The sequence below is a fragment of the Parvimonas micra genome (assembly GCF_037482165.1).
Classification (GTDB): domain Bacteria; phylum Bacillota; class Clostridia; order Tissierellales; family Peptoniphilaceae; genus Parvimonas.
Genome location: NZ_CP148048.1, coordinates 1 through 25,250 on the forward strand (window position 1 = coordinate 1; position 25,250 = coordinate 25,250).

The 25,250-nt window shown below is 29.1% G+C and carries 18 protein-coding genes; all 18 read left to right on the top strand.

Translation table 11 applies throughout. The features are described from left to right. The 18 genes from dnaA (at position 1) to WFJ11_RS00090 (ending at position 25,233) form a co-directional block, all read left to right on the top strand. Complete coding sequence (dnaA, locus tag WFJ11_RS00005) at positions 1 to 1,416, top strand: chromosomal replication initiator protein DnaA (RefSeq protein WP_009354385.1); 1,416 nt, start codon at positions 1 to 3, stop codon at positions 1,414 to 1,416. 276 nt (positions 1,417 to 1,692) lie between these two features. Continuing rightward, complete coding sequence (gene dnaN / locus WFJ11_RS00010) at positions 1,693 to 2,799, top strand: DNA polymerase III subunit beta (protein WP_323988762.1); 1,107 nt, start codon at positions 1,693 to 1,695, stop codon at positions 2,797 to 2,799. Positions 2,800 to 2,808: 9 nt separating this feature from the next. Next, positions 2,809 to 3,030 (top strand): S4 domain-containing protein YaaA, encoded by a 222-nt coding sequence (gene yaaA, locus WFJ11_RS00015; protein WP_338817386.1) that lies wholly within the window; start codon positions 2,809 to 2,811, stop codon positions 3,028 to 3,030. A 2-nt stretch (positions 3,031 to 3,032) separates the two neighbouring features. Further along, positions 3,033 to 4,133 carry a DNA replication/repair protein RecF gene (gene recF / locus WFJ11_RS00020; protein ID WP_278478296.1) on the top strand — a complete coding sequence of 367 codons (1,101 nt, stop codon included), beginning with the start codon at positions 3,033 to 3,035 and terminating at the stop codon, positions 4,131 to 4,133. Continuing rightward, the gene (gene gyrB, locus WFJ11_RS00025) at positions 4,126 to 6,042 is read left to right on the top strand and encodes a DNA topoisomerase (ATP-hydrolyzing) subunit B (RefSeq protein ID WP_338817387.1); all 1,917 of its coding nucleotides are present in this window, start codon (positions 4,126 to 4,128) and stop codon (positions 6,040 to 6,042) included. Before recF ends, gyrB begins: the two co-directional genes overlap by 8 nt. 9 nt (positions 6,043 to 6,051) lie before the next feature. Further along, entirely contained in the window at positions 6,052 to 8,481 is a 2,430-nt protein-coding gene (gene gyrA / locus WFJ11_RS00030; RefSeq protein WP_338817388.1) for a DNA gyrase subunit A, read from the top strand. Positions 8,482 to 8,490: 9 nt separating this feature from the next. Next, positions 8,491 to 8,796: an STAS domain-containing protein gene (locus WFJ11_RS00035; RefSeq protein WP_009354501.1), complete on the top strand. Its 306-nt coding sequence runs from the start codon at positions 8,491 to 8,493 to the stop codon at positions 8,794 to 8,796. Positions 8,797 to 8,798: 2 nt separating this feature from the next. After that, the gene (locus WFJ11_RS00040) at positions 8,799 to 9,146 is read left to right on the top strand and encodes an ATP-binding protein (RefSeq protein WP_041953162.1); all 348 of its coding nucleotides are present in this window, start codon (positions 8,799 to 8,801) and stop codon (positions 9,144 to 9,146) included. 4 nt (positions 9,147 to 9,150) lie between these two features. Then, complete coding sequence (locus WFJ11_RS00045) at positions 9,151 to 9,915, top strand: SigB/SigF/SigG family RNA polymerase sigma factor (RefSeq protein WP_248111278.1); 765 nt, start codon at positions 9,151 to 9,153, stop codon at positions 9,913 to 9,915. A 465-nt stretch (positions 9,916 to 10,380) separates the two neighbouring features. After that, positions 10,381 to 11,763, top strand: coding sequence for a DUF4026 domain-containing protein (locus WFJ11_RS00050; RefSeq protein WP_338817389.1), 1,383 nt, complete (start codon positions 10,381 to 10,383; stop codon positions 11,761 to 11,763). Positions 11,764 to 12,699: 936 nt separating this feature from the next. Beyond that, positions 12,700 to 17,538 (top strand): S8 family serine peptidase, encoded by a 4,839-nt coding sequence (locus WFJ11_RS00055; protein WP_338817390.1) that lies wholly within the window; start codon positions 12,700 to 12,702, stop codon positions 17,536 to 17,538. A 457-nt stretch (positions 17,539 to 17,995) separates the two neighbouring features. Continuing rightward, the gene (locus tag WFJ11_RS00060; protein ID WP_338817391.1) at positions 17,996 to 19,132 is read left to right on the top strand and encodes a cysteine desulfurase family protein; all 1,137 of its coding nucleotides are present in this window, start codon (positions 17,996 to 17,998) and stop codon (positions 19,130 to 19,132) included. Continuing rightward, positions 19,132 to 20,304 (top strand): tRNA uracil 4-sulfurtransferase ThiI, encoded by a 1,173-nt coding sequence (thiI, locus tag WFJ11_RS00065; RefSeq protein WP_313961391.1) that lies wholly within the window; start codon positions 19,132 to 19,134, stop codon positions 20,302 to 20,304. The genes WFJ11_RS00060 and thiI overlap by 1 nt, the downstream gene beginning before the upstream one ends. Before the next feature lie 170 nt (positions 20,305 to 20,474). Beyond that, positions 20,475 to 21,272 (top strand): DUF6612 family protein, encoded by a 798-nt coding sequence (locus WFJ11_RS00070; protein ID WP_338817392.1) that lies wholly within the window; start codon positions 20,475 to 20,477, stop codon positions 21,270 to 21,272. A gap of 129 nt (positions 21,273 to 21,401) precedes the next feature. Then, positions 21,402 to 22,247 carry a DUF6612 family protein gene (locus WFJ11_RS00075; protein ID WP_313961393.1) on the top strand — a complete coding sequence of 282 codons (846 nt, stop codon included), beginning with the start codon at positions 21,402 to 21,404 and terminating at the stop codon, positions 22,245 to 22,247. A gap of 118 nt (positions 22,248 to 22,365) precedes the next feature. Continuing rightward, on the top strand, positions 22,366 to 23,085 hold the full coding sequence (locus WFJ11_RS00080; protein ID WP_338817393.1) for a DUF6612 family protein: 720 nt from the start codon (positions 22,366 to 22,368) through the stop codon (positions 23,083 to 23,085). Positions 23,086 to 23,342: 257 nt separating this feature from the next. Then, positions 23,343 to 24,191 carry a DUF6612 family protein gene (locus WFJ11_RS00085; protein ID WP_338817394.1) on the top strand — a complete coding sequence of 283 codons (849 nt, stop codon included), beginning with the start codon at positions 23,343 to 23,345 and terminating at the stop codon, positions 24,189 to 24,191. A 130-nt stretch (positions 24,192 to 24,321) separates the two neighbouring features. Further along, positions 24,322 to 25,233, top strand: a complete 912-nt coding sequence (locus WFJ11_RS00090; RefSeq protein WP_009354831.1) for a DUF6612 family protein — start codon at positions 24,322 to 24,324, stop codon at positions 25,231 to 25,233. Positions 25,234 to 25,250: the final 17 nt, after the last annotated feature.

The following is a 25,250-nucleotide window of genomic DNA, read 5'->3' on the forward strand; positions in this document are numbered from 1 at the left end:
ATGTTTGAGAATGAAATAGTGGTTGATAGCTTATGGCTTGAAGTTTGCAATGAGTTAAAAGATAAACTCGGAGAAAGTCGATTTGCGACTTGGATTGAAGTTTTAAAGCCAATTTGTTATGAGAATCATAAGTTAATGGTGCTTTGTCAGTCTAATTATATTAAAACTTTTATTAATGGAAATTTTAAAGATTATATTGAAGATGCAATAAATAATCAACTTTTTCCTTTAACAAAAGAAAAAACTGAGCTTTTACCTGTTGTCGCTACTGATGAAATCTATCTAGAAGCGATTAAAAATTTAGGAGGTCAAACTTCTTTCTTTTCAAAATCTTCTGAAAAAGGCTCAAAAAAGGGAAAATTAAAGAAAATTTCTTCTTCAAATAATTCTTCAGCTTTTTCAGAGAGATTTACTTTTGATAATTTCGTAAAGGGTAAAAATAATGAATTTGCTATGGCTGCAGCTGAGGCAGTTGCCAAAAATCCTGCTGGTACTTACAATCCTCTTTTCATTTATGGAAATTCAGGACTTGGAAAAACTCACCTTATGAAAGCTATTGGTTATGAAATTCACAAAAATTTTGATTGTAAGGTCTTATATTTGAGTAGTGAGAAATTTACAATTGACTTGATTGACTCAATTAGGGATAAAAATCAAAATTCAGAATCTGAATTTAGAAAGAAATATAGAAATGTCGATGTTTTGCTTATAGATGATATTCAATTTATTGCAGGAAAGACTGCAACACAAGAGGAATTTTTCCATACTTTTAATGAATTATACAGTAGAAATAAGCAAATTATAATTTCATCAGATAGACCACCAAAGGAGATTAAAAATCTGGAGGACAGACTTAAGAGTAGATTTAATATGGGTCTAACTGTTGATATTCAACCACCTGATTTTGAGACGAGAATGGCTATTTTACAAGATAAGGTAAAGTATGAGCCTATAGCTCTTTCAAATGAAGTTTTAGAATTTATTGCAATGAATATAAAGACGAACATAAGAGAGCTCGAAGGGGCTTTAATTAATGTTTTGGCTCATTATAAATTGAAACAAGATGCTCCAATGACTGTTGATTATGTAAAGGGAATTTTATCCCAAAAACTTAATGAACTAAATAGGAGAGAATTGGATATTGATTTGATAAAGGAAACTGTAAGTGAATATTTTAAAATAGAAGTTTCCGATTTAAGCTCTAAAAATAGGGCTAACTCAATTGCTTATCCAAGACAGGTTGCGATGTATCTTTGTAGAAATATGTTAGACTGTGCTTTAGGAAATATAGGTTCAGCCTTTGAGAAAGATCATACTACCATAATGCATGGGGTTAAGAAAATTGATGAAAAGATAAAGACTACTGAATCTGTAAGAAAAGATATAGAAAACATAAAGAAAATGTTAGAAGATTAATATTACAAAAAAGTAATATTATTTTTAAAGAAATTTTTAGTTATTCGACTTATACTGTTTATAAGTATGTTGATAAGTTGTTGATAACTTTGTAAGATTTTTTTAGTTGTTAATATGTTTATAAGTCTATAATTATTTTGTGATTTATACAGTAGTTATACAGTAAATAAATATTGATATTTCAATGTTTAAAAGGGTTGTTTAAGATATCCACAGCCCCTACTACTATTACTACTAAATTATATATTTTTTATATGTGAAAAAAAGGAGAAAATTATGGAAATAAAGATAATGCAAAATGAACTTTTGGGTTTGATAAATATATCTTTAAGAGCTATAAGTTTAAAAAATAACACTTCAATACTAGAAGGAATTTTATTTATTGCAAAGGATAATAGATTAACTTTAAAGTCAACTGATTTGGAACTTGCAATTGAAACTTCAACTGAATGTAAAGTTGAAAAAGAAGGAGAAGTTTTACTTAATGCTTCAATGATTTCTAATATAGTGAGAAAATTACCTAATGATGAAGTATATATAAAGGTTGATAGAGAAAAAGTCTTTATTCAAAGTGAAAATGCGAAATTCAATATAATTGCAATGGATATTTATTCATATCCTGAATTTCCAACTTTTGAAAACAAAGTGGACTTTTATGTTCAAGAAAATTTGCTTAAAGTTGCAACTAAACAAACTATTTTTGCAACAGCTATTGATGATTATAGAATAGTTTTAAATGGTGTTGATGTTGAAATAGAAAATAAAAATGTTGATTTTGTTGCACTTGATGGACATAGAATTGCAAAGAGAAGTTTTAAGATAGAAGAAGATATTGAGAAAAAAGTTATAATTCCACCAAGAGCTTTAAACGAAATTTCAAAGATTGTTCCTGAGGGCTCTGTTGTTGGAGTTTCACTGGTAAGAGGAAGTGCGATTTTCACTTTTGAAAATACAATCTTTTCAACAAGAGTAATTGACGGAGAGTATTTGAACTACAAGGCACTATTCTCTTATGAACATAAGACAAAAGTTATTGTTTCAAGACGTGATTTAATAAATGCAATTGAAAGAGCAAATATTATCTATAAGGCAGAAAAGGGCGATTTAGTTACTTTTACAATAGATGATAATAGTATTTTAGTTGAGGGATCATCTGAAATTGGAGATTTAAAAGATATTATCGACATCAAAAAAGAGGGAGATAATTTAAAAATAGCCTTTAATTCAAAATATGTTTTAGAGGGATTAAAGACGATTGAGCAGGATTTTGTTGAAATTACATTTAATGGTAGAGCAGGAGCTTGTATCATAAGACCTGAAGATGAAAATATAGATTATACTTATTTAGTTTTACCTGTTTTGTTGCAAGATTCTCAATACTAGGAGTTTAAAATGGAAGAAATTATTATTGATACCGAATTTATAAAATTGGATTCGTTGTTGAAATATGCAGCTGTTGTTCAAACTGGAGCTGATGCTAAATTCTTTATTTCTGAAGGATTAGTTTTAGTTGATGGAGAAGTTGAAACAAGACGTGGTAGAAAAATTTATGACGGAATGACTGTTAAGATATTGTCAGACGAAGAAGTAAATTTGATTGTTAAAAAGAGGTAGAGTTGATAGTTGAAAAAATACATTTGACCAACTTTAGAAATTTAAAAGATATTTCTTTTGAGTTTAAAGAGAATATAAATGTTTTTGTCGGAAAAAATGGAATCGGAAAGACGAATGTTTTGGAGGCGATTTATATTTCTCTTGTTGCGTCAAGTTTTAGGCAGGCAAAACAAGAAGATTTTATAAGTTTTGGAGAGAATTTTACGAAAGTTGATACTTTCGTAAATGAAAAGGGATTTGAAAATAAAATTTCTTTTTTATATACTGACGATAAGAAAAAAGTTTTTAAAATTGATGATATTAAACTTAAGAGTATAAATGAACTTTACGACTTTTCAAATGTTATTGGATTTTTCCCTGATGAACTTAAAATCATCACAGAAAGTCCAAATTTTAGAAGGAATTTTTTTGATAGCTTTATTATGAAGATGACAAAGGGCTATAAACAAAAATTAAATTTATATAGAAATGTTATTTTCAGAAGAAATTTACTCTTAAAGGGAATGAATTTATCCAGTTTTTATAAGCAGGAGATGAATGCTCTTACAAAAAAACTTGCTCTTTTGTGCTATGAAATAAGTATGGAGAGAAAAAAGCTGATTGATTTGATAAATATGGAAATAAATTCAATTCATCAACAATTATCAGGAGAAACTCTTTCTATAGAGTATGAGTCAATTTTATCAGATTATAAAAAATCAGAAAATGAATGTCTAAAGGAAATTTTAGAAAATTTTTCTAAGTCCTATAAATTGGATAGTGAAAACAAGACTACAAACTTTGGTATTCACAAGGAAAATTTTAAATTTATCTTAAATGGTAAAGATGCAAAGAGTTTTTCTTCACAAGGTCAAAAGAGAAATATTATAATTACAGTTAAGATGTGTCAAAAGAATATTTTTGAAGAGTATAAGAGAGTAAAGCCAATAATTTTACTCGACGATCTATTTAGTGAATTGGACGAAGATAGAAGATATGAAATTTTGGAATATTTAACGGATAATCAAGTCTTTATAACGACTACAGATAAATCTTTTGTAAATAATTTTAAGAATATTAATGTTATAGAAATGGAAAAAGTGAGAAAGGAAAAATATGAGTAAAGAAAAAATTAGAAATTACGGGGCGAAAGACATTAAGGTTTTAACAGGTCTTGAACCAGTTAGACTTAGACCTGGTATGTATATAGGTTCGACAGGAGTAAAGGGACTTCACCATCTAGTTTATGAAGTTGTTGACAATAGTATTGACGAAGCTTTGGCAGGAGTTTGTGATACAATTACAGTTACAATCTTTGAAGATAATTCTGTAAGAGTTGAAGATAATGGTAGTGGTATTCCAGTAGAAGTGCATCCACAAACAGGAAAATCAACACTTGAAACAGTTTTGACAATTCTACATGCCGGAGGTAAGTTCAATAACAATGCTTACCAAGTTTCAGGGGGACTTCATGGAGTTGGGGTTTCTGTTGTAAATGCTCTTTCAGAATGGCTTATTGCAAATGTAAAAAGAGATGGAAAACTTTATGAACAACAATTTTCAAGGGGAAATGCGACTTCAAAGCTTGAAGTGGTAGGTACTTCAAATGAAACTGGAACAATAATAACTTTTAAACCTGATTCTGAAATTTTTGATACAATTATCTATGAAAAAGAAATTTTAAGAAACAGATTTAGAGAAATGGCATTTTTAAATAAAGGTGTTAAAATTATTTTTACAGATGAAAGAGAAGATTTTACAGAAACTTTTCATTATGAAGGTGGAATAAAATCTTTTGTTGAGTATATGAATAGAAATAAAAATAGTCTTCATAGCGAAGTTATTTATTTTCAAGGACAAAGAGGAGATTCACAAGTTGAAATTTCTATGCAATATACAGACGGATATTCTGAAAATGTCTTAACTTTTGCAAATAATATCCATACACCTGAAGGTGGAAGCCATTTAGTAGGATTTAAGACTGCTCTTACTCGTACTTTAAATGACTATGGAAGAAAATACAATTTAATTAAGGATAAGGATGCAAATCTTCAAGGTGACGATACAAGAGAAGGTCTTACTGGAATTGTTTCAATAAAACTTCCTAATCCACAATTTGAAGGACAAACTAAGGCAAAACTTGGAAATAGTGAAAGTCGTGGTATTGTTGAAGCTTTCTTATATGATAATTTAATGACTTTCCTAGAAGAAAATCCAAAAGTTGGTAAAATTATTATAGAAAAGGCTCAAAGTAGTGCAAGAGCGAGAGAAGCTGCAAGAAAGGCAAGAGATTTAACTCGTAAAAAATCCATTCTTGACAATACTACTTTACCTGGTAAATTATCCGACTGCCAAGAAAGTGATATTTCTGTAAATGAAATTTATCTTGTCGAAGGTGACTCTGCGGGTGGCTCTGCAAAACAAGGTAGAGATAGTAAATTCCAAGCAGTTTTACCACTTAAAGGTAAGATTATGAATGTTGAAAAGGCAAGAATTGACAAGATTTTAGGTTATGAAGAAATTAAGTCAATGATTACTGCTTTTGGAACAGGAATCGGAAAAGATTTTAACTTAGATAATTTAAGATATGGAAAAATAGTTATAATGACAGATGCCGACGTTGACGGTGCACATATTAGAACTTTGATTTTAACATTTTTCTATCGTTATATGAAAGAATTAATCGAACAAGGTCATGTATATATTGCACAACCACCACTTTATGGAATTATTAAAGGTGTTAAGGTTGTAAAATATTGTTGGACTGATGAAGAATTACAAGCAAGTTTAGATGAACTTGGTCGTGATTCACATAGAATTCAAAGATATAAAGGTCTTGGGGAAATGAATCCTGCACAACTTTGGGAAACAACTATGAATCCTGAAAACAGACTTTTCCTACAAGTAAATATTGATGATGAAGAACTTGTGTCAATAGATGAAACTTTCTCAACTCTTATGGGAGATAAGGTTGAACCAAGACGTGAATTTATAGAACAAAATGCGAAATATGTTGAAAATATTGACGCATAGGAGGAATAGATGGCTGATATAGAAAATAAAATGAATATAGTCGATGTAGATATCGAAAAGGAAATGAAAAAGTCATACCTTGAATATGCCATGAGTGTTATTGTTGCAAGAGCTTTGCCTGATGTTAGAGATGGTTTAAAGCCTGTTCATAGAAGAATTATTTATGCAATGCAAGGTCTTGGACTTTTACCAGACAAGCCTTATAAAAAATCTTCAAGACTTGTTGGGGAAGTAATGGGTAAATATCACCCTCATGGTGACTCTGCAATTTATGATGCAACAGTTAGACTTGCGCAAGATTTTAACTTGCGTTATCCTCTTGTTGACGGTCAAGGTAACTTTGGTACTATTGACGGAGACGGTGCTGCCGCTCCTCGTTATACAGAAGTTAGAATGCAAAAACTTGCTCTTGAAATGTTAAGAGATATAAATAAAGATACAGTTGACTTCGCACCAAACTATGACGAAAACGAAAAAGAACCGGTTGTTTTGCCAAGTAAATTTCCAAATCTTTTGGTAAATGGAGCAGCGGGTATAGCCGTTGGTATGGCTACAAATATGCCACCACATAATTTAAATGAAGTAATTGATGCAACTTGCGAATATATCGACAATTTCGACATTTCCGTTGAAGAACTTATGAAATTTGTAAAAGGTCCTGATTTTCCAACAGGTGCATATATTATGGGACTTGAAGGAATCAAACAAGCTTATCATACAGGACGTGGAAAAATTACTGTAAGAGCTGTTGCAAATATTGAAGAACATAATAATAAAACTAGAATTATAGTTACAGAAATTCCATATCAAGTTAATAAAACTAATTTGATTATGAAGATTGTTGAACTTATCAAGGATAAGAGAATTGAAGGAATTTCAGATCTTAGAGATGAAAGTAATATGAAAGGGATTAGAATTGTAATCGAATTAAAGAGAGATGCTAATCCGAATATTATTTTAAATAATCTTTATAAACATACACAAATGCAAACTACTTTCGGGGTAATAAATCTTGCACTTGTAAATGGTGAACCTAAAGTTTTAAATTTAAAGGAATTAATCGGACATTATGTTGAACATCAAAGAGATGTAATCACAAGACGTTGTAGATTTGAACTTAAAAAAGCTGAAGACAGAGCTCATATTGTTGAAGGACTTTTAAAAGCGATTGATCATATCGACGAAATAATTAAGATAATTAGAGCTTCTTACTCAGACGCGCAAGAAAAACTTATGGAACGTTTCGGTTTTACTAAAATTCAAGCTGAAAGCATCCTTGAAATGCGTTTAAGAAGACTTCAAGGTCTTGAAAGAGAAAAATTACAAGATGAATATAATTCTTTGATTAAAGAAATTGCAAGACTTAAAGAAATTTTAGGAAATGAAAGATTAATCTTAAATATAATTAAAGAAGAATTAATAGAAATTAAAGAAAAATTTGGCGATGACAGAAGAACTGAAATCAAACCTAATTTTGATGAAATTGAAATTGAAGAGTTAATCAAAGAAGAAGATGTTGTAATAACTCTTACAAAACAAGGTTACATCAAGAGAATTCCTTCCGATACTTACAAAGTACAAAACAGAGGTGGAAAAGGTGTTGTTGCCCTTACTACAAAAGAAGATGACTATGTTGACAGTCTTTTCGTAACTTCAACTCATAGCTTGATTTTATTCTTTACGAATAAGGGAAGAGTATATAAACTAAAGGCTTATGAAATTCCTGAAGGAAAAAGACAAGCAAAAGGTCAAAATATTATAAATCTTTTAGAATTAATGCACGGAGAAAAAGTAAATGCAGTAATTCCAGTAAAAGATGCAGAAGCTGATGAATACTTGATTATGGCTACAAAGAAAGGTACAATCAAGAGAACATCTGTTGAACTTTTCAAATCAATTAGAAAAGTTGGAATGAAAGCAATTAATTTAGTTGACGATGACGAACTAATCCAAGTTAGAGTTTCACCAGTTGAGGACTCAGCAATTCTAGTTACAAAAAAAGGTCTTGCTATTAAATTTGCACTTTCAGATCTTAGAGAAATTGGAAGAACAGGACAGGGTGTAAGAGGAATTAAACTTGATAAAGATGACGAAGTTGTTTCAATGAATCTTGACTCTGAAGGAAAACACCTACTTGTATTCTCTGAATATGGCTATGGAAAGAGAACTTTAGCTTCAAACTACAAAGTGCAAAACAGAGGCGGAAAAGGTGTTAAAACTTATAAAGTAACTGAAAAAACTGGTTTTGTAGTTTCATCTAAAATGGTAAATCCAAATGATGAAGTCATCGTACTTTCACAAAGTGGAGGAATTATTAGACTTCTTGTTAAAGACATACCAGTAAAAGGTAGAGATACACAAGGTGTTATAATAAAAGATGTAAATAAAGACGAAGATAAAATCGTTGCAGTTGCAAAATATGTAAATGATGTTGAATAAGGAGATGCTATGGAATTAAAAGTTGATTTAAGACAAGATGGTGAAAAACTTTTTGTAGACTTACAAGGTGATTTGGATATAAATTCCAATAAAGAATTTAAAGAAAAAGTTAATTCCGTTCAAGGAGTAAAAAAAATAACAGTGAATTGTGAAAATCTTTCGTATATTGATTCAACAGGACTCGGTGCTTTTATAAGTATCTACAAACATATAAAAGAAAAGGGAGAGAAACTTGTTATTACAGGCTTAAAACCACATATCAAAAAAATCTTCCTTATAACTGACTTAGATAAAGTTTTTGAAATCGAGGGGTAATTATGGATAAAATATTTGTAAAATTTCCTTCAGAAAAAAAATACATTTCAACTTTAAGACTTTCAATCTCTTCCATAGCTAATACAATCTCTATGGATATTGAAAATATTGAAGATTTAAAAGTTTCAATTTCTGAAGTTGTAAATTTATTTGTAGATGAAAGTGAATTTTTTGAAATCAGTATGGATGTCTTTGATGATAAAATTGAAATTGAAGTAATGCCTGACATTTCCCTTTTAGGAATTCAAGAAAAAGAAGAAAATAAATTCGCTTTACTAATTTTGGAAAATTTAGTTGATAAAGTAGAATTCAGAGAAAATAGTGTACTTTTAGTTAAAAATAAAGGATAAAAAAATGAAAAAGGTATATAACAAACCGGACTCAGAACAAATAAAAGCTCTATTTAAAGAGTATTTTGAAAATCCCACACCAGAACTTAGAGACAAACTAATAGAAAAAAATCTATATATGGCTGAAATCTTAGCTAAAAAATATGTAAATCGTGGAATTGATTATGATGACCTATTCCAAGTTGCAAGTCTTGGCTTAATCTATGCCATAGATAGATATGACATCTCAAAAGGCTTTGAATTTTCAAGTTTCGCTATGCCGACTATCGTTGGAGAAATAAAGAGATATTTCAGAGATAAAGGTTGGGTAATTCGGGTTCCAAGAAGAATACAAGAGAACTCTAAAAAAGTTAATAATGCAAAATATCATTTAACACAAGAGCTTGGAAGAACTCCAACAATTAAAGATATTGCCGACTATGTAGAACTTTCTGAAGAAGAAGTGTTGGAAATTATGGAAGCTAGTAAAGTTTATACACCTCAATCATTAGATCAAAGTTTTGAAAATTCAGATAGTGAAGACAAAGACACAAACTTAATTGATATTGTTGGAGAAGAAGACAAAGAATTTGACTTTGTTGACAATCAAGATTTTATTAAAAAAACTTTAGAAAAACTAACTGAAGTTGAAAAACAAATAATACTTGGAAGATATTTTGAACAAAAAACACAAGTTGCCCTTGCAAAAGAGCTCAACATTTCACAGATGACAGTAAGTCGTCTCGAAAAAAAAGCCCTTGCAAAATTTAGAGAAGAATTAAATATGTAAATTTAGGAGAAAAATCAACGGAAAGCCGTTGATTTTTTTGTTTTTAGGAAATTTGTTTAGGAAAGATTGTTGATTTAAAATAAATATTTCACGTCATATAAGTTAGCAAAGGAAAGCCTCCAACACGTCATCTCGACCGGAGTGAAACGGAGTGGAGAGATCTCAACTATTGCTTGTAAACAAGCAATAGTATTTCTGAAAGAAATCCTAATAAATTATTTTATGTATCTTCGATACATTTACTTTTGCTGATGCAAAAGTATGAGATCTCTCGACTACGCTCGAGATGACGTATAAGGAAAGTACCTTCGTTTAATAGCTAGACGTTAAAAGTAAATAAGCTAACGAAAACGAAAAATAATTTTATAAAATTACAATATCTTTAGTACGAAAAAACATTGAATCTACTCAATTATTGTGATATACTTCTTATAAGTTTTTAATTAATTACAAAGGAGAAAAATAATGAGTTTTTTAAAAAAAGTTATTAACGGATTATTTAATGATTCAAAAGAAAAGAAAGAAGAGCATTCTAATGACGAGTATTCTCCTACTTTGATTAAAGAAGCACCTCTTACTTATTGGGAAGAATTTTCATATATGTTGGCTTTAGTACCTGAAAATTACACAATTACAGAAGATACTTTTGCTAATATTAAAGCTATAGATGGTGTTGAAATTAAAGAAAAAATTATGCCAAGTGAGGATTTACCAGGAAAACTTGTTATATCATACGATGGAGTAGAATATGATGTAGGATTTTATCTTGGAGATTTTTATACAGAAGAAATGTATCAATGGCAATTACAATATTTTACGGAAGAGGAAAAAGAAGAGATTTTAAAAGTAAAGAATGCCTTAAATGTTTATATGAAGTTTGAAGGCAATCCTAAAAAGTGTTATCATTTACAGCTAAAACTTGTATATGCTATGATTCCTGAAATGGTGGCTCTTTGTGATGAAAGTGCTGAGAGAATGTTAAATAAAAAATGGGTTGAATTAGTAGCAAATTCTAATGTACTTCCTGCTCCTACAAGTTTATATACTGTTCAAGCTGTTTATGATGAAAATGAAGTTTGGCTACATACACATGGATTATGTAGATGTAATTTGCATGAAATTGAAATTTTAGGTTCAAATAAGGACGACTCCGGAACACATTATGACTTAATTTCAAGTTATGCTTGTAGATTGTTAGATGAAAATAATCCTGTTGAAGAGGATGATGGAAATGAAATTGGTGAAGAAACTATAAATATGGGAGTTTTTTACGATGGAGAACCAATAGTTGCTACATCTAAAAAATGGATAAATGTCTTGAAATATTATCATAAGGATATTCTTGGAGGTATTGAAGATAGAAAAGAATCACATAATTCTAAAACAAATATACTTTTCCTTTATGGGAGTGAAGAAGAGTTTAATAAAAATTATTTAAGAAAGCCTACAGAGTTCACAAAAAAACTGGAGAATAATCCTCTGTATTATATAAGTTCTGAAGAAACTGCAAGAATGAGTTCTTTGGCGAGAGAAAGATTTTCTTATGTTGAAAGAATGCTTAAGGAAAAACAAGATGGTAAAGATATTGGGATTATTATTAAATTAGGTCTTGAAACAATTGATGAAGATGGTAATTTGGATAGTGAAAATCGTGAACATATTTGGTTTGAGGCTCTTTCTATGGAAGGAGATAGTTTTAAGGCAAGATTGACTCAAGAGCCTTATAACATTCCTAATTTACATGAAGGTGATGAAGGGACTTATTCTATAGATTATGTGAGTGATTGGAGAATTCATACTGAAAATGGTGTCGTAAGTCCAGAGACTGTATATTTATTGGATTTATAAGGAGAATAATATTTAAAATAGTGAAAAAATCAACGAAAATTCGTTGATTTTTTATTTGGATAAATATGTAATTTAAATAATTTTATGTATTTACGATACATTTACTTTTGCTAAAGCAAAAGTATAAGATTTTCACAGTCGATTGTACTCAAATCAAAGATTTGAACAATCTTTGCGTCAGACCTACTTTTGTTTACAAGTAAACAAAGTTAGGGATAGATTGACTACGTTACACTTCGCTCAAGATGACGCATAAGGAAAAAATCTTCGTTTGACAGCTAGACGTTAAAAGTAAATAAGCATCATATTAAAAAAGAATAGAATAAAATATTTTACGTCATAATACTTTGCTGACAAAAGTCCCCAACACGTCATTTCGACTGTAACGTTAGCGAAATGGAGAAATCTCAACTATTGCTTGTTCACAAGCAATAGTATTTCTGAAAGAAATCCTAATAAATGATTTTATGTATCTGCGATACATTTACTTTTGCTAACGCAAAAGTATGAGATCTTTCGACTACACTTCGCTATGCTACGTTTCGCTCAAGATGACGTATAAGGAAAGTACCTTCGCTTAATATTTAGACGTTAAAAGTTAATAAAATTGCCCTTAAATATTGATTTATCCCTTAAAATATACAATATTTAAGGGCTTTTTTACATTGAAGATTTATGTCCGATGTATTCATATATTAAGACTTTTATATTTTTTAGTAAGGAATAATGATTAAGTAAATAAGGTTGGATAATAAATTTTAAAAAAATGCTCCTTTTTTATTGTGTTTTTAGAAATATTTTTTAAATTTTATCACGTCTTCGGAAATATTACTTTAAATAGTATATACAAAACTAAATAAATATGTTATACTGATAAAGTAGTATATTTTATACTCAAGAAATTTATTTATTTTTACGTTTAAGGAGGATTTTTCTATGAAGAAAAGATTTTTGACTCTGCTATTAACGTTTTCATTATTATTAGGAAGCACAAGCACTCTTTTTGCTAATGAAAAAGTTAATACAGCTCCAAAAATTACAAAAACTGAAAATAAGTTTAAAGGCGACGAAAACGAAGAAAAAACTTATATTGTAGTTTTAAAAGAGGATTCTAAAGTAGATTTTGAGAGCTTAAAGACAGCAGAAGGAAAGAAAGCAAGAGAAGCTAAAAGTAAAGCATTAATCAAAGCTTTTAAAGATGAGCTTGCTAAAGCTGAAATAGGTTATGAAGCATATTATGAATATGACTTATTATTTGCTGGAATTGCCTTAAAAACTAAGGTTAAAAATATTAAAACAATTTCAAAAATGAATTCTGTTGAATCCGTTGAAGTTTCAAATGAATATTTAAAACCTACAGTTAAAGAATCTAATAAAGAATTTAATTCTAAGAGAAGAACAAGAAGTTTAGATTCAAACAATCTAATGAAAGTTACAGACGAACTTAGAAAGAAATATAATGGTCAAGGTCGTGTTGTATCTGTATTAGACACAGGTGTTGATATAAATCATGATATCTTAAGAGTTACAGATGTTTCAAAAGGAAAATATCCAACTAAAGCGTCTATGGATGATAAGATGAAAGAAGCTGGAATTAGTTATGGTAGCTGGAGAACTGACAAAGTTGTTTATGCTCATAATTACAGCACAAACGGAAAAAATGTAAAAGAAGAAATCAGAGAAGAATCTCACGGTATGCATGTTTCCGGTATTTCAGTAGGTAATCCTAAAAATGAAGCTGAATTTAATAAAGAAGATGGAACAACTAAAAAAGAAAGAATTATAGGTACTGCTCCTGAAGCACAACTTATTTTTATGGGAGTTTTCCAAGGACAATCAACATTTACTCATATCTATGCGAAAGCTGTTGAAGACTCTGTAAAACTTGGTGCTGACAGTATTAACTTAAGTTTAGGTGCTCCTAACGGATCTATCGCATCTGTTGGTAAAGCTATGGAAAAAGCTATTGCTTATGCAAGAAAAATGGGAGTTATCGTAGCTATCGCAGCTGGTAATGACGGCCATTTTGGTGCATTCAATGACAAACCTCCTGTTACAAATCCTGACTATGGTACAGTTGGAAGTCCAGGGGTTGCAAAAGACGCTTTGACTGTTGCAGCTATGTATACTGATGTTGAAAGAGTAAGAACTATAAGTATTGAAGGAGTTAAGGGTGGATTAAAGACAGGTGATTTCTTCCCTGCTTATGATGATGAGGGAGATCCTATTCCTGAACAAAACTTTATTCCTTCTGGTCAAGATTCACAAAGCTATAATGTAGTTGATGCAGGTCTTGGAAATTCAGAAGCTGACTATAAAGATAAAGAAGTTAAAGACAAACTTGTTATTGTAAAAAGAGGTGGAGCTACTTTTGCAGATAAGATTATTATGGCTCACTCTAAAGGTGCAAAAGGTGTTATAATATACAACCACGAAGACGGTGGAGATGATATCATCAATATGGCATTTGGAGAACAAATGTCACAAGTAAAGATTCCATCTGTATTTGTTGGAAACACAGCAGGTAAGAAAATTCTTGCAAATTTAGATAAAAAAGTTAAATTTACAAAACAATTAAGCATTATACCTTATGCTAATGGTGGACAACTAACAGATTTCTCATCTTATGGTTGGGCATCTGACGGAACTTTTAAACCTGATATAACTGCTCCAGGTGGACTTATTTATTCTTCAATAAATAATAATAAATATACAACAATGAGTGGTACTTCAATGGCAACTCCTCATATAGCAGGTGCTGTTGCTCTTATAAGAGAAAGTTTAAGCCAAAGACATCCTGAAATTAAGGGAGAACAAGAATATGATATTCTAAAGGCAATGATGATGAGTACAGCAGATCCTGTTAAGGAAGCTGGAACTGAAAATTATGTTTCTCCTAGAAAACAAGGTGCTGGTGCTATCAATGTTGAAAAAGCTACTTCAAGTGAACTTTATGTATTAGATAGCAATAATAATCCAAAAGTTTGGTTAAATGATGTTGATAGTAAATTTGATATCAAATTAAAAGTTGTAAATATTGGAAATGAAGCAAAAACTTTAAAATATAAGACAGTTTTAGGTACTGATGAAAATGATGGTAAAAAATTTGCTTTAAAGACAAGAACTCTTGAAACAATTCAAGGGAAAGAAATCACTGTACCTGCAAAGGGTTCAGTAGATGTAACAATAACAGTTGATGCAAGTAAGTTTGAAGAAAAATTAAGTAAACAAATGCCAAACGGTTACTTCTTAGAAGGCTTTGTATTCTTTGAAGATGCAAAAGACGGAACGAAAGAAGTTAATATAGCATTTAGTGGATTTAAAGGAAAATGGGCAAATGTACCTCTTTGGGAAAAACCTATTTATGAATTTGATTTAAACAAAGAATTTCCAATGTATATGTTACAAGGAAATACTTATACAGGAGATGTTACATCTCTTGTAACTTCTGAAAATAATCCTTATGCAAGAGGAAAACAATGGAATGACGGTAAAGGAACACAATATAATTTTGTTGGAAGCAAGGGAGAAATTCCTTTAGGTTTCGATGCTGGTAATTTCAAATTTTCAAAAGAAAACTTGGCAATCTCTCCAAATGGAGATAATAATAAAGACTTTGTTGCATTCAAAGGTGTGTTCTATAGAAATGCGCAATATATAAAAGCTAGTGTTTACGATGAAAAGGGAAATCTTGTTTATGAAAATGGCTCAGGTTATGCATATAAAAATAGTGATAACTACAGTGCAGATGCTTCAAGATCAAACTATGTAAATCAAACTTATTGGGCTGGAACAACAACTGATGGCAAAGCTCTTCAAGAAGAAAAGTACAAATATGTTATAAGTGCTAACTCTGAAACAGGTGGTTCTGCTTTTGCTGAACAAAAAACAGAATTTGAAGTAAAAGTTGACGTTACTGCTCCAAAGATTGCTAAACCTAAGGTTGAAGGAAATATCTATAAACCAGAAATTACAGATAATCTAAGTGGTGTTGAAGAAACATTCTTAAGATATATTGATAAAGATGGAAAAACTCAATGGATTACTGCTAAAGATGATGGTACTTTTGAAATTCCTGAAGGAATAGATCATAAGAATATTTATATTCATACTTTTGACCATGCAGGAAATATCGCATCACTTAATTTAGATGGCTCAGAATATGGTGCACCTGAACAACAACCAGAAGATTTAGGAGCAAATATTAAGCCAGTATTTAGAGTAACAAATTATCAAGACTTTGAAGGAAAACATATAGAAGGTTCTGAAAAACTTAATATGTTCCCAATTGAAATTAATTGGAGAGAAAAAGTTTGGATTAACTCTAATGGACAAGGTTGGAATTCTATGAGTGCATTTAACTATGTTAATGGATTACTAAATGTTACTCCAGGAAGTCATGAATTCTATATAGACCAAATTCCTGATGTTTATGAACCTTTGAAAGAACAATCAAAGACTGTTAAGGTTGAAAAAGGTAAAGAAGCAGAAGTTGTTTTTGAAACAAAACAAAAAGAAGAAAAGATTCCAAAGGGATTTGGAGAAGTTAATATCAGATTACAAATAAACGACTATTCTGATAATTATATGGGACCAGGCGCTACTTATGTAATCAAAGATAAAGACGGAAAAGAAATTAATAGAGATACTTTAAAAACATATACTAAACTATATGAAACTGCAGTAAAAGATAAAAATGGAAAACTAACAGGACTTAATTTCTTTAAAGATTTAATGACTATTTTACCTGTTGGAGAATATACTGTAGAAATTAAAACAAAAGATGATTCTCTAAAATTTGAAACAACTTCAATTAAATTTACAGTTGAAGAAAACAAACCAAAGAGAGTAGTTTTCAAAACACAAGAAACTATCAATGATATTGTAAATATTTCCTTTGAAGGTTTAGATAAACTTCCTGAAGGAATCAAAGTAACTCTTGAAAATCTTGAAACTAAAGAAAAAATTGCTCTAAAAGAAAGTAAATTTAATAAAAAAGTATTCTATGGAGATATTCCAAATGGTAAATACAAAGTTACAATAAAAGTTCCAGAAGGATACAAAGTTGATAGAGATTCATTTGATATTACAGTTAATAATGCTAAAGTTAAAGAAATTGTAAATATTAATAAGTTAGTAACATTAACAGACAAAAACAAGAAAGTTACAGTTTCAAGTTTTGATTTAAAAGAAGATTGGACTTTAGTTGCTGAAGTTAAGGATAAAAATTCAGTTGAAAAACTAAAAGATTCTGAAGCTGATTTATACGACATTTACTTCCTTGATAAAAATGGTCAAAAGATTAAATTACCTAAGGGAGAATATAATGTTTCTATAGTAAAGGCTGAAGGAAAGACTGCAAAAGATGTTTACTATGTAAATGAAAAAGGCGAACTCGATGCAGAAAAATTTAAAATTAAACAAGACGATAAAAATGTAACATTTACAACAACTCACTTCTCAGGTTATGCAGTTGATTACGGTAAGATTAATCAAGATCCACAAAAACCAGAAGACCCACAAAAACCAGAAGATCCTCAAAATCCAAATCCTAACCCAGGACAACCAGGACAACCGGGAGATGATAATAATCAAAAACCTGGACAAGATGGAAATAACCCAACAAATCCACCTAAAGATAATAGTAGAAAGGGTTCTAAGAAAAAAGGACTTGTTAAGACAAATCTTGATTCTAAAGTTTTAGGACTTGTTGTAGTTGCAATTGGCTCTTTGGGAATGACAGTAGTTGTAGGTAAAAAAAGAAAAAATAAATAGAAAAAGATAATTTAAAAAGTGGTTACAATGTAACCACTTTTTTGTGTCTTTTTGTAAATATTTATTAAAGGACTTAAAAATAAAAGGATAAAATAATTATGAAAATCTCTTAAAGTCATATTTAATAAGAAAGTTTTACTTTTATGTATCTACGATACATTTGTTTTACTTGTAAACAAAAGTAGGTCTGACGGAGTCGTTGTATATAAAAATGAAATAACTCACGTCACAATACTTTAAATAGAAATTTTCCTTAACACGTCATCTCGACCGGAGTGTAACGGAGTGGAGAGATCTCATACTGTTATTTGTTTACAAATAATAGTAAGTCCTGCAAAGGACTAAAAAATAAAGTTATTATGTAAGTCGTTTAAATGCTTATTTATTAATAAAGTTGCTTATTTCCCAATTTTATATTAAAATATTGTTAATGAAATGAGTTTTTTAAGGAGTTATTATGATTTATTTAGATAATGCCGCGACTACAAGAGTTCGCGATGAAGTTATAGATATTATGGTCAAATATTTAAAAGAAAATTATGGAAATCCATCATCTCTTTACGATTTTGGATATTCTGTTTCTAAAGATATAAATTCTTGTAGAGAAGTTATAGCAAAATATATAAATTGCAAGGCTGAAGAGGTATTTTTTAACTCCTGTGCAACAGAAGGAAATAATACTGCAATTTTTGGAGCGATTTCAACTGCAAAGGGGAAAAATATAGTTTCAACGGAGATTGAACACTCCTCTGTTTTTAATGTCTATAAATTTTTAAAAGAGAAAAAAGAGATTAGATTTTTAAAATTGGATGAATTAGGCTATATCGACATTGAGAGTGTAAAAAATCTCGTAGATGAAAATACTGAAATAGTTTCAATAGCCTATGTTCATAATGAGCTTGGCATTATTCAAGATGTTGAAAGCATTGGAAAAGCTATTAAGGAAAAGAATAAGAAATGTATTTTTCATGTTGACTCTGCACAGGCTTTTGGGAAAGTCAATATTGATGTAAAAAAATCCAAGATTGATATTTTAACTTTGAGTGGACATAAAATTCATGCTCAAAAGGGAATTGGAGCAATCTATGTAAATAAAAATATAAATTTAAGACCTTTTGTTTTAGGTGGAGGTCAGGAAAAAGACTTTAGATCAGGAACTGAAAATGTTGCTGGAATAATGGGTTTAAAAGTCGCTACCGAATTTATGTATGAAAATCTGGAGAATAGAAAAAAATATTTGGAAAATTTAAGAGATATTTTGATTTCAGGTATTTCAAAAATTGAAAATCATAAATTTTTAACTAATAAAGACGGAGTTCCAAATATTGTAACAGTCGCTTTTGAAAATATCAGAAGTGAGGTGCTTTTACATTTCTTGGAGAGTGAAAAGATTTATATTTCAACAGGATCTGCTTGTAGTAAGGGTAAAAAGAGTAGAACTTTTGATGGAATAGGTCTTGATAACAAATATAATGATGGAGTTGTAAGGATTTCTCTTTCCGAGTTTAATACAGAAGAAGAAATTAAAGTTTTTATTGAAAAATTAGAAAAGTATGTAAATGAAATTAGAATGATTATGAAAAGAGGAAGATAATGGATTATTTAATCAGTGTCAGCTTTGGAGAGCTGACTTTAAAGGGCGATAATAGAAAAGATTTTGAAAATAGAATAATAAGAAAGATAAAAAAGGCGATAGCGGATTTTGAAGTTGAAGAATTTTACAAAGAGCAGGGAAAAGTCTATATAAAGGCAGATAGAGAGCTTTTTGATGAAATGATTGAACAAATTAAAAAAGTTTTTGGAATTTTTTATATCTGTGAAGTTTTAAGAACTGAAAAAAAGCTTGAAAATATAAAAGAAGCTACAAGAGTTTTAGTGAGTGATTTAGGAATAAATGAAGAAAAGACTTTTAAAGTTTTTGTAAATAGAGTTGATAAGAAATTTACTCCAAAATCTCCTGAACTTTCAAGAGAGCTTGGAGGAGTTGTACTTAGAAATTTTGGAAATCTTTTAAAGGTTGATGTTCATAATCCACAAATGCCGATTTTCGTAGATGTTAAAGAATATGTTTATGTTTATGTAAAGAGATATAAGGGCTTTGGTGGGCTTCCAATAGGCTCAAGTGGAAGAGGACTTTTGCTTCTTTCAGGTGGAATCGACAGCCCCGTTGCTGGTTTTGTCATGGGTAAAAGAGGTATGGAAATTGGTGCAATACATTTTCATTCCTATCCTTTTACAAGTGAAAGAGGAGAGGAAAAAGTTAAAGACCTTGCGAAAATCCTTTCAAATTATGTTGGAAAATTCACAATGACAAGCATAAATCTTTTACCTATTCAAAAGGAAATTGCAAGTAAATGCCCTGAAAAAGAAATTACTATTCTAGGTAGAATTTTTATGATGAAAATTGCAGAAAAACTTGCGATTAAACAAAATTATCATGCACTAATTACAGGAGAAAGTCTTGGACAGGTTGCAAGTCAAACTATTCAAGGAATTACAGTTGTGGATAAATCTACTGAAATTTCAATTTTAAGACCTTTAATTGCAATGGATAAAACTGAAATCATTGACATTGCAAGAACGATTGACACTTATGAAACAAGTATCTTACCTTTTGAGGACTGTTGTACTGTGTTCTTGCCAAAACATCCGGTAACAAAGCCAAAGATTGAAGATATAAATAATAGTTTAGCTCTTTTAGAAGTTGATAAACTTATTGATGAAGCATTGGCAAATAAGAAAGTGTATGAAATAAACGAACTATAATATAGAAGAATTTTATATACAATTATGTGAATAGCTTTATTAAGGATTTGAACTAAAATAGTGTTTTTTAAGAATAATTTCAGATAATATTAAGTAAATTAATTTAATCACTTTACTTTTTATTAGAAATGTATTACTATATAGTTATACATTTATTAAGGAGGTGTATTATGAAAAAAATACAAAAAATAATGATGGCTCTTGCTCTTTGTTCAATTTCTATTGGAGCGGTTGCTTGTTCATCTAGTAAGATAAGCAATGAAGACCTTGTTAAAAAAGTTAATGAAGCTACAAAATCAGTAACAAGTTTAAAATCTAAAAATGCAAGTACAGTAAGTATAGATGTTAATAGTAAAAAAGTAACAACTAAATTTGATTTAGAAACTGAAATGACTAAAGAACCATCAGTGGTAAAAATTAGTGGAAAGTCTGAAACTTCCGGAAATACTGTTATTAATAATCAGTATATTACTACAGATACTTATTATTTTCAAAATAATTATAATAAACAGTGGTATAATCTTAAAGAAGAAAGTACTAGAAAATTATATGATGGTCAAAAAAATTCAGCTGATTATGCAAATATAGTTGAACTTTTGACTGCTTTGGAAAAGAATTTGAAAATAGAACAAAAAGATTCAAACTATGAAGCTACTTACTCAGGAACTGATGATGCAATTAAGGAACCTTTGAAAAAAGTTATAATAGCTAGTCAACCTACTTCAAAAGGTGTTCTTAATAATGATATAGAATTGGAACAATTTGATGTAAAATTTATAATTGATAAAAAAACATTTAACCCAACAGAATTTAATATAAAAACTAAATTTAAAGTTCTTGTTGCAAAACAAACATTAAATATAGATGTAGATTTTAATATTAAATATTCTGATGTAAATGGTGTTAAAGAAATAACTATTCCTGATGAAGTTAAAAATTCTCAAGAATGGAATAACAAAAAAAATTAAATATAAAAAATTTTTAATACAGATAAGCTCTAGTTTGTCTGTATTTTTTTACGAAATTTATTTTAAGTCTTTACATTTTTAAAAAAATATATTACTATATAGTTGTACATTTTATTTAGGAGGTATAATATGAAAAAAATAAAAAGAATTTTAATGGCATTAGCTATTTGTTCACTTTCTATAGTTGCAGTAGGATGTTCTTCTGATGAAAAGAAAAATACTACTAACAATACGAATGAAACAAAAGAAACAAAATCTGAAAAATTATCAAATGAGGAAATTGTAAAGAAGATAAATGAAGCTACAAAAGAAATTAAGAGCTCAAAAATACAAGCTGAAAATAAGATGGTTATGAATTTAGCCGGTAACAAAACAGAAACAGCTATAAATATGAATATGGAAACAAGCTCTGATCCTGTTGTTGTTAAAATGAGTGGCTCAATGAATGCAATGGGACAACAAGTTAGCTTAGATATGTATTTTACAGAAGATGCTGTTTATTCTAAAAATGTTATAACAAAAGAATGGGTTAAGATTACAGATCCATCAATGAGAAAAACAATGGAAGCTCAAAAAAATGCTTCAAATATGGATCAAATGTTAAGTATTATGGATTCTGTTCAAAAAAATCTAAAAATTGAAGATAAAGGTTCAGAATATGAAATTTCTTACTCAGGAAATGATGAATCAGTTAAGGAAGCATTGAAAGAAGCTATAGCTAAGAGCCAACCAAACTTAAAAAATTATATGCAAAATGTAAGTATTGAAAAATTTGATTTCTTCTATAAGGTTGATAAAAGTACATTTATGCCAAAAGAATATTCAATGAAAACTGTTATAAAAATTTCTCAAGGTGAAAAAGAAATGTCTTTTGATATGGATTTAAAAGCAACACTATCAGATATCAATAAGGTTGCTCCAATTACATTACCTGATGAAGTTAAAAATGCAAAAGAAATGAAAACTAATCAATAATTAAAAAATTAATGCAGATAAACTCGTGTTTATCTGCATTTTTTATGCAATATTTTAAGTCTTTACTTTTTTAAAAAAATATATTACTATATAGCTAGATATTTATTTAGGAGGAGTTATGAAAAAAACACAAAAAATTCTAATAATGCTAGCAATTTTTTTGATTTCTATTGGGGTAGTTGGTTGTTCTTCAAATAAGGAGGAAGATAAGAAAAATATAGCAACTCAAAAAAAGGAAAATAAATCTAGTAAATTATCAGGTGAAGAAATTTTTAAAAAAGTTAATGATGCCACAAAAGAAATTAAGAGTTCAAAAAGAAAAATGGATTATAGCGAAATTATGTCGGCAGCTGGTAAGAAAACTGAAACATTAGTAAATACAGAGGCAATAACAACTGATAATCCAAGCATTACTAAATTGTATAGTACAGTGAATTTACTAGAAAAAAAATCTAGTGTTGAATCATATTTTACCGATGGAGTTGTTTATGCTAAAAATGAGAAATCAAATGAATGGTTTAGTATTGAAGATGAGGAACTAAAAAAATCATTATACACAGAAAAAGAATTTACAGAAATTAATGGAATTATGGAAATTATGAATTCTGTAAAAGATAAGTTAAAAATGGAAGAAAAAGATTCTGAATATGAAATTACCTATTCAGGTGCAGATGCATCCATTAAAGATTATTTAAAAAAAGTTACTTTTACGGATGAAGATGTTTTAGAAAAACTTCTGGATATAGTGGATATAGAAAAAATTGAGATAAATTATAAAGTTGACAAAAGTACTTTTATGCCAAAAGAATATACTCTTCAAATTAAACTAAAAATATGAGAAGGCAAAGAAGATGATCATTTTAAAATAAATTTAAAAGCAGTATATTCTGAAATCAATAAAGTTGAACCAATAAAATTACCAGATGAAGTAAAAAATGCACAGGAATATAAAGGTAATTAAAATTTTAAAATTTTAAAATTTTAAGCAGATAAACTAGAGTTTGTCTGCTTTTTGACTTAAAAATAATCAAAAACTTTACTTTTTATTAGGTATGTATTACAATATAGTTGTACATTTTATTTAGGAGGTATAATATGAAAAAAGTACAAAGAATATTAATGGCTCTTGCTATTTGCTTAGTTTCTCTTGTAGCAGTAGGATGTTCATCAAAAGATAACAACAATAATAACAACAATAATAACAATAATTCAAATAATAATCAAAAAAAAGAAAATGTTATATCAGCTGAAGAACTTTATAACAAAGTTTTAGAAGCTTCAAAAAATGTAAAGAGTTCAAAAGTTAAAGTTCAAAGTAAAGTAACAAGTGATATTTTTGGGAAAGGTGCGACTAGTAATTCGGAAATTGAAGCAACCATTTCATCAGAACCACTTATAGTTAAATTAGATGGTAAGACTACTATAGTTGGACAAAAATCTAGTGAATATGGGATGTATTTTACTAAAGAAGAAATGTATTTTCTATCATCATTGGATAAAAAATGGTATAAAGTTAAGGAAGGAAATTTCAAAAAAATTTTTGGACAACAAAAGAATGTTGGAAATTTAGATGCTATTCCTGAATTAATTAAGGTTCTAGGAGAAAATCTTTCAATAGTTGAAGAGGGTTCAAACTATGTAGTTTCTTATTCTGGAAAGAACGAAACAGCTAAACAAGCACTTACAAAATCCATACTTTCAACTCAACCTACTTTGGCAAAATCATTTGAAAATATGACAGTTGAAAATTATGAAGTAAAATATGTAATTGATAAAAAAACATTTTATCCGGTAGAATCTGAGACAAAGATAAAAGCTACTGTTAAAAAAGAACAAGGGTCTGTATCATTTGATTCAGAAACGAAATTTACCTATTCTGATATAAATAAGGTTGAGTCGTTAAAAATACCAGATGAAGTTAAAAATGCAAAAGAAATGAAATAAAGGAAAAAAACAGAAATATTTTAATGCAGATAAAATTCGATTTATCTGCATTTTTTATATTAGTTTAAGGCTTTACTTTTATGAAAAAATATATTACTATATAGTTGTACATTTATTAAGGAGGTTTAATATGAAAAAAGTACAAAGAATTTTAATGGCTCTTGCTATTTGTTCACTTTCTGTTGTCGTGGTAGCTTGTTCATCTAAAGAGGATAAAAAGAAAACTACTACAACAGAAAATAAAGATAATAGTAAAAAAGAAGAAAATAAAAAAGAAGAAGAAAAAGGAACTAAAGTAGATAGTTCAGAGTTTCTTCAAAAATATACTGAAGCAATTAAAACAGTAAAAAGTTCAAAGGCTGTTGTTGAAAAAAAACAAACAATAAATGGTGATAATGGAACATTTGTTTCTACTGTAACTATGGATATGTCAATGTCTGATAATCCAACTATTATAAAAATTTATCGTACTAGTCTAAGTTCTGAAAATAAAAAGACAGATAATGAGCAATATATTACAGATAGTGTAATTTATAGTCAACATTATCAAACTAAAGAATGGTCAAAAGCTACATTTGAAGCCATTAGAAAGCTAAGTGATGGAAGAAGAGATCTTGTAAACTATAAGAATGCTCTAGAATTTTTGACATCTGTAAAAGATAATTTGACTGTAGTACAAAAAAGCTCAACTTATGAAGTTACTTATTCAGGAAATGATTCTTCATTTGGAGATGTAATTTCAAAGGTCTTAATTTATATTGATAGGAGTACAGAAAAATTACTTAAACAGGTAAAATCTAGTGGTTTTGAATTTAAATTTATAGTAGATGCAAAGACTTTTTTACCAACAGAATTTTATATTAAAGCTAATTATGATTATTATGAAAACGGGCAAAAAGTTGATGGACTTGGAATGGTTGAAGAAATATCCGCAAAATATTCAGATGTAAATAATGTTGAAGCTATAACAATTCCTGAAAATGTTCTAAATGCGAAAAATGCAGATCCAAATTTGCCTGAAGCACCTTCAGTTCCAAAATAATGATGTGAACCCCTAAA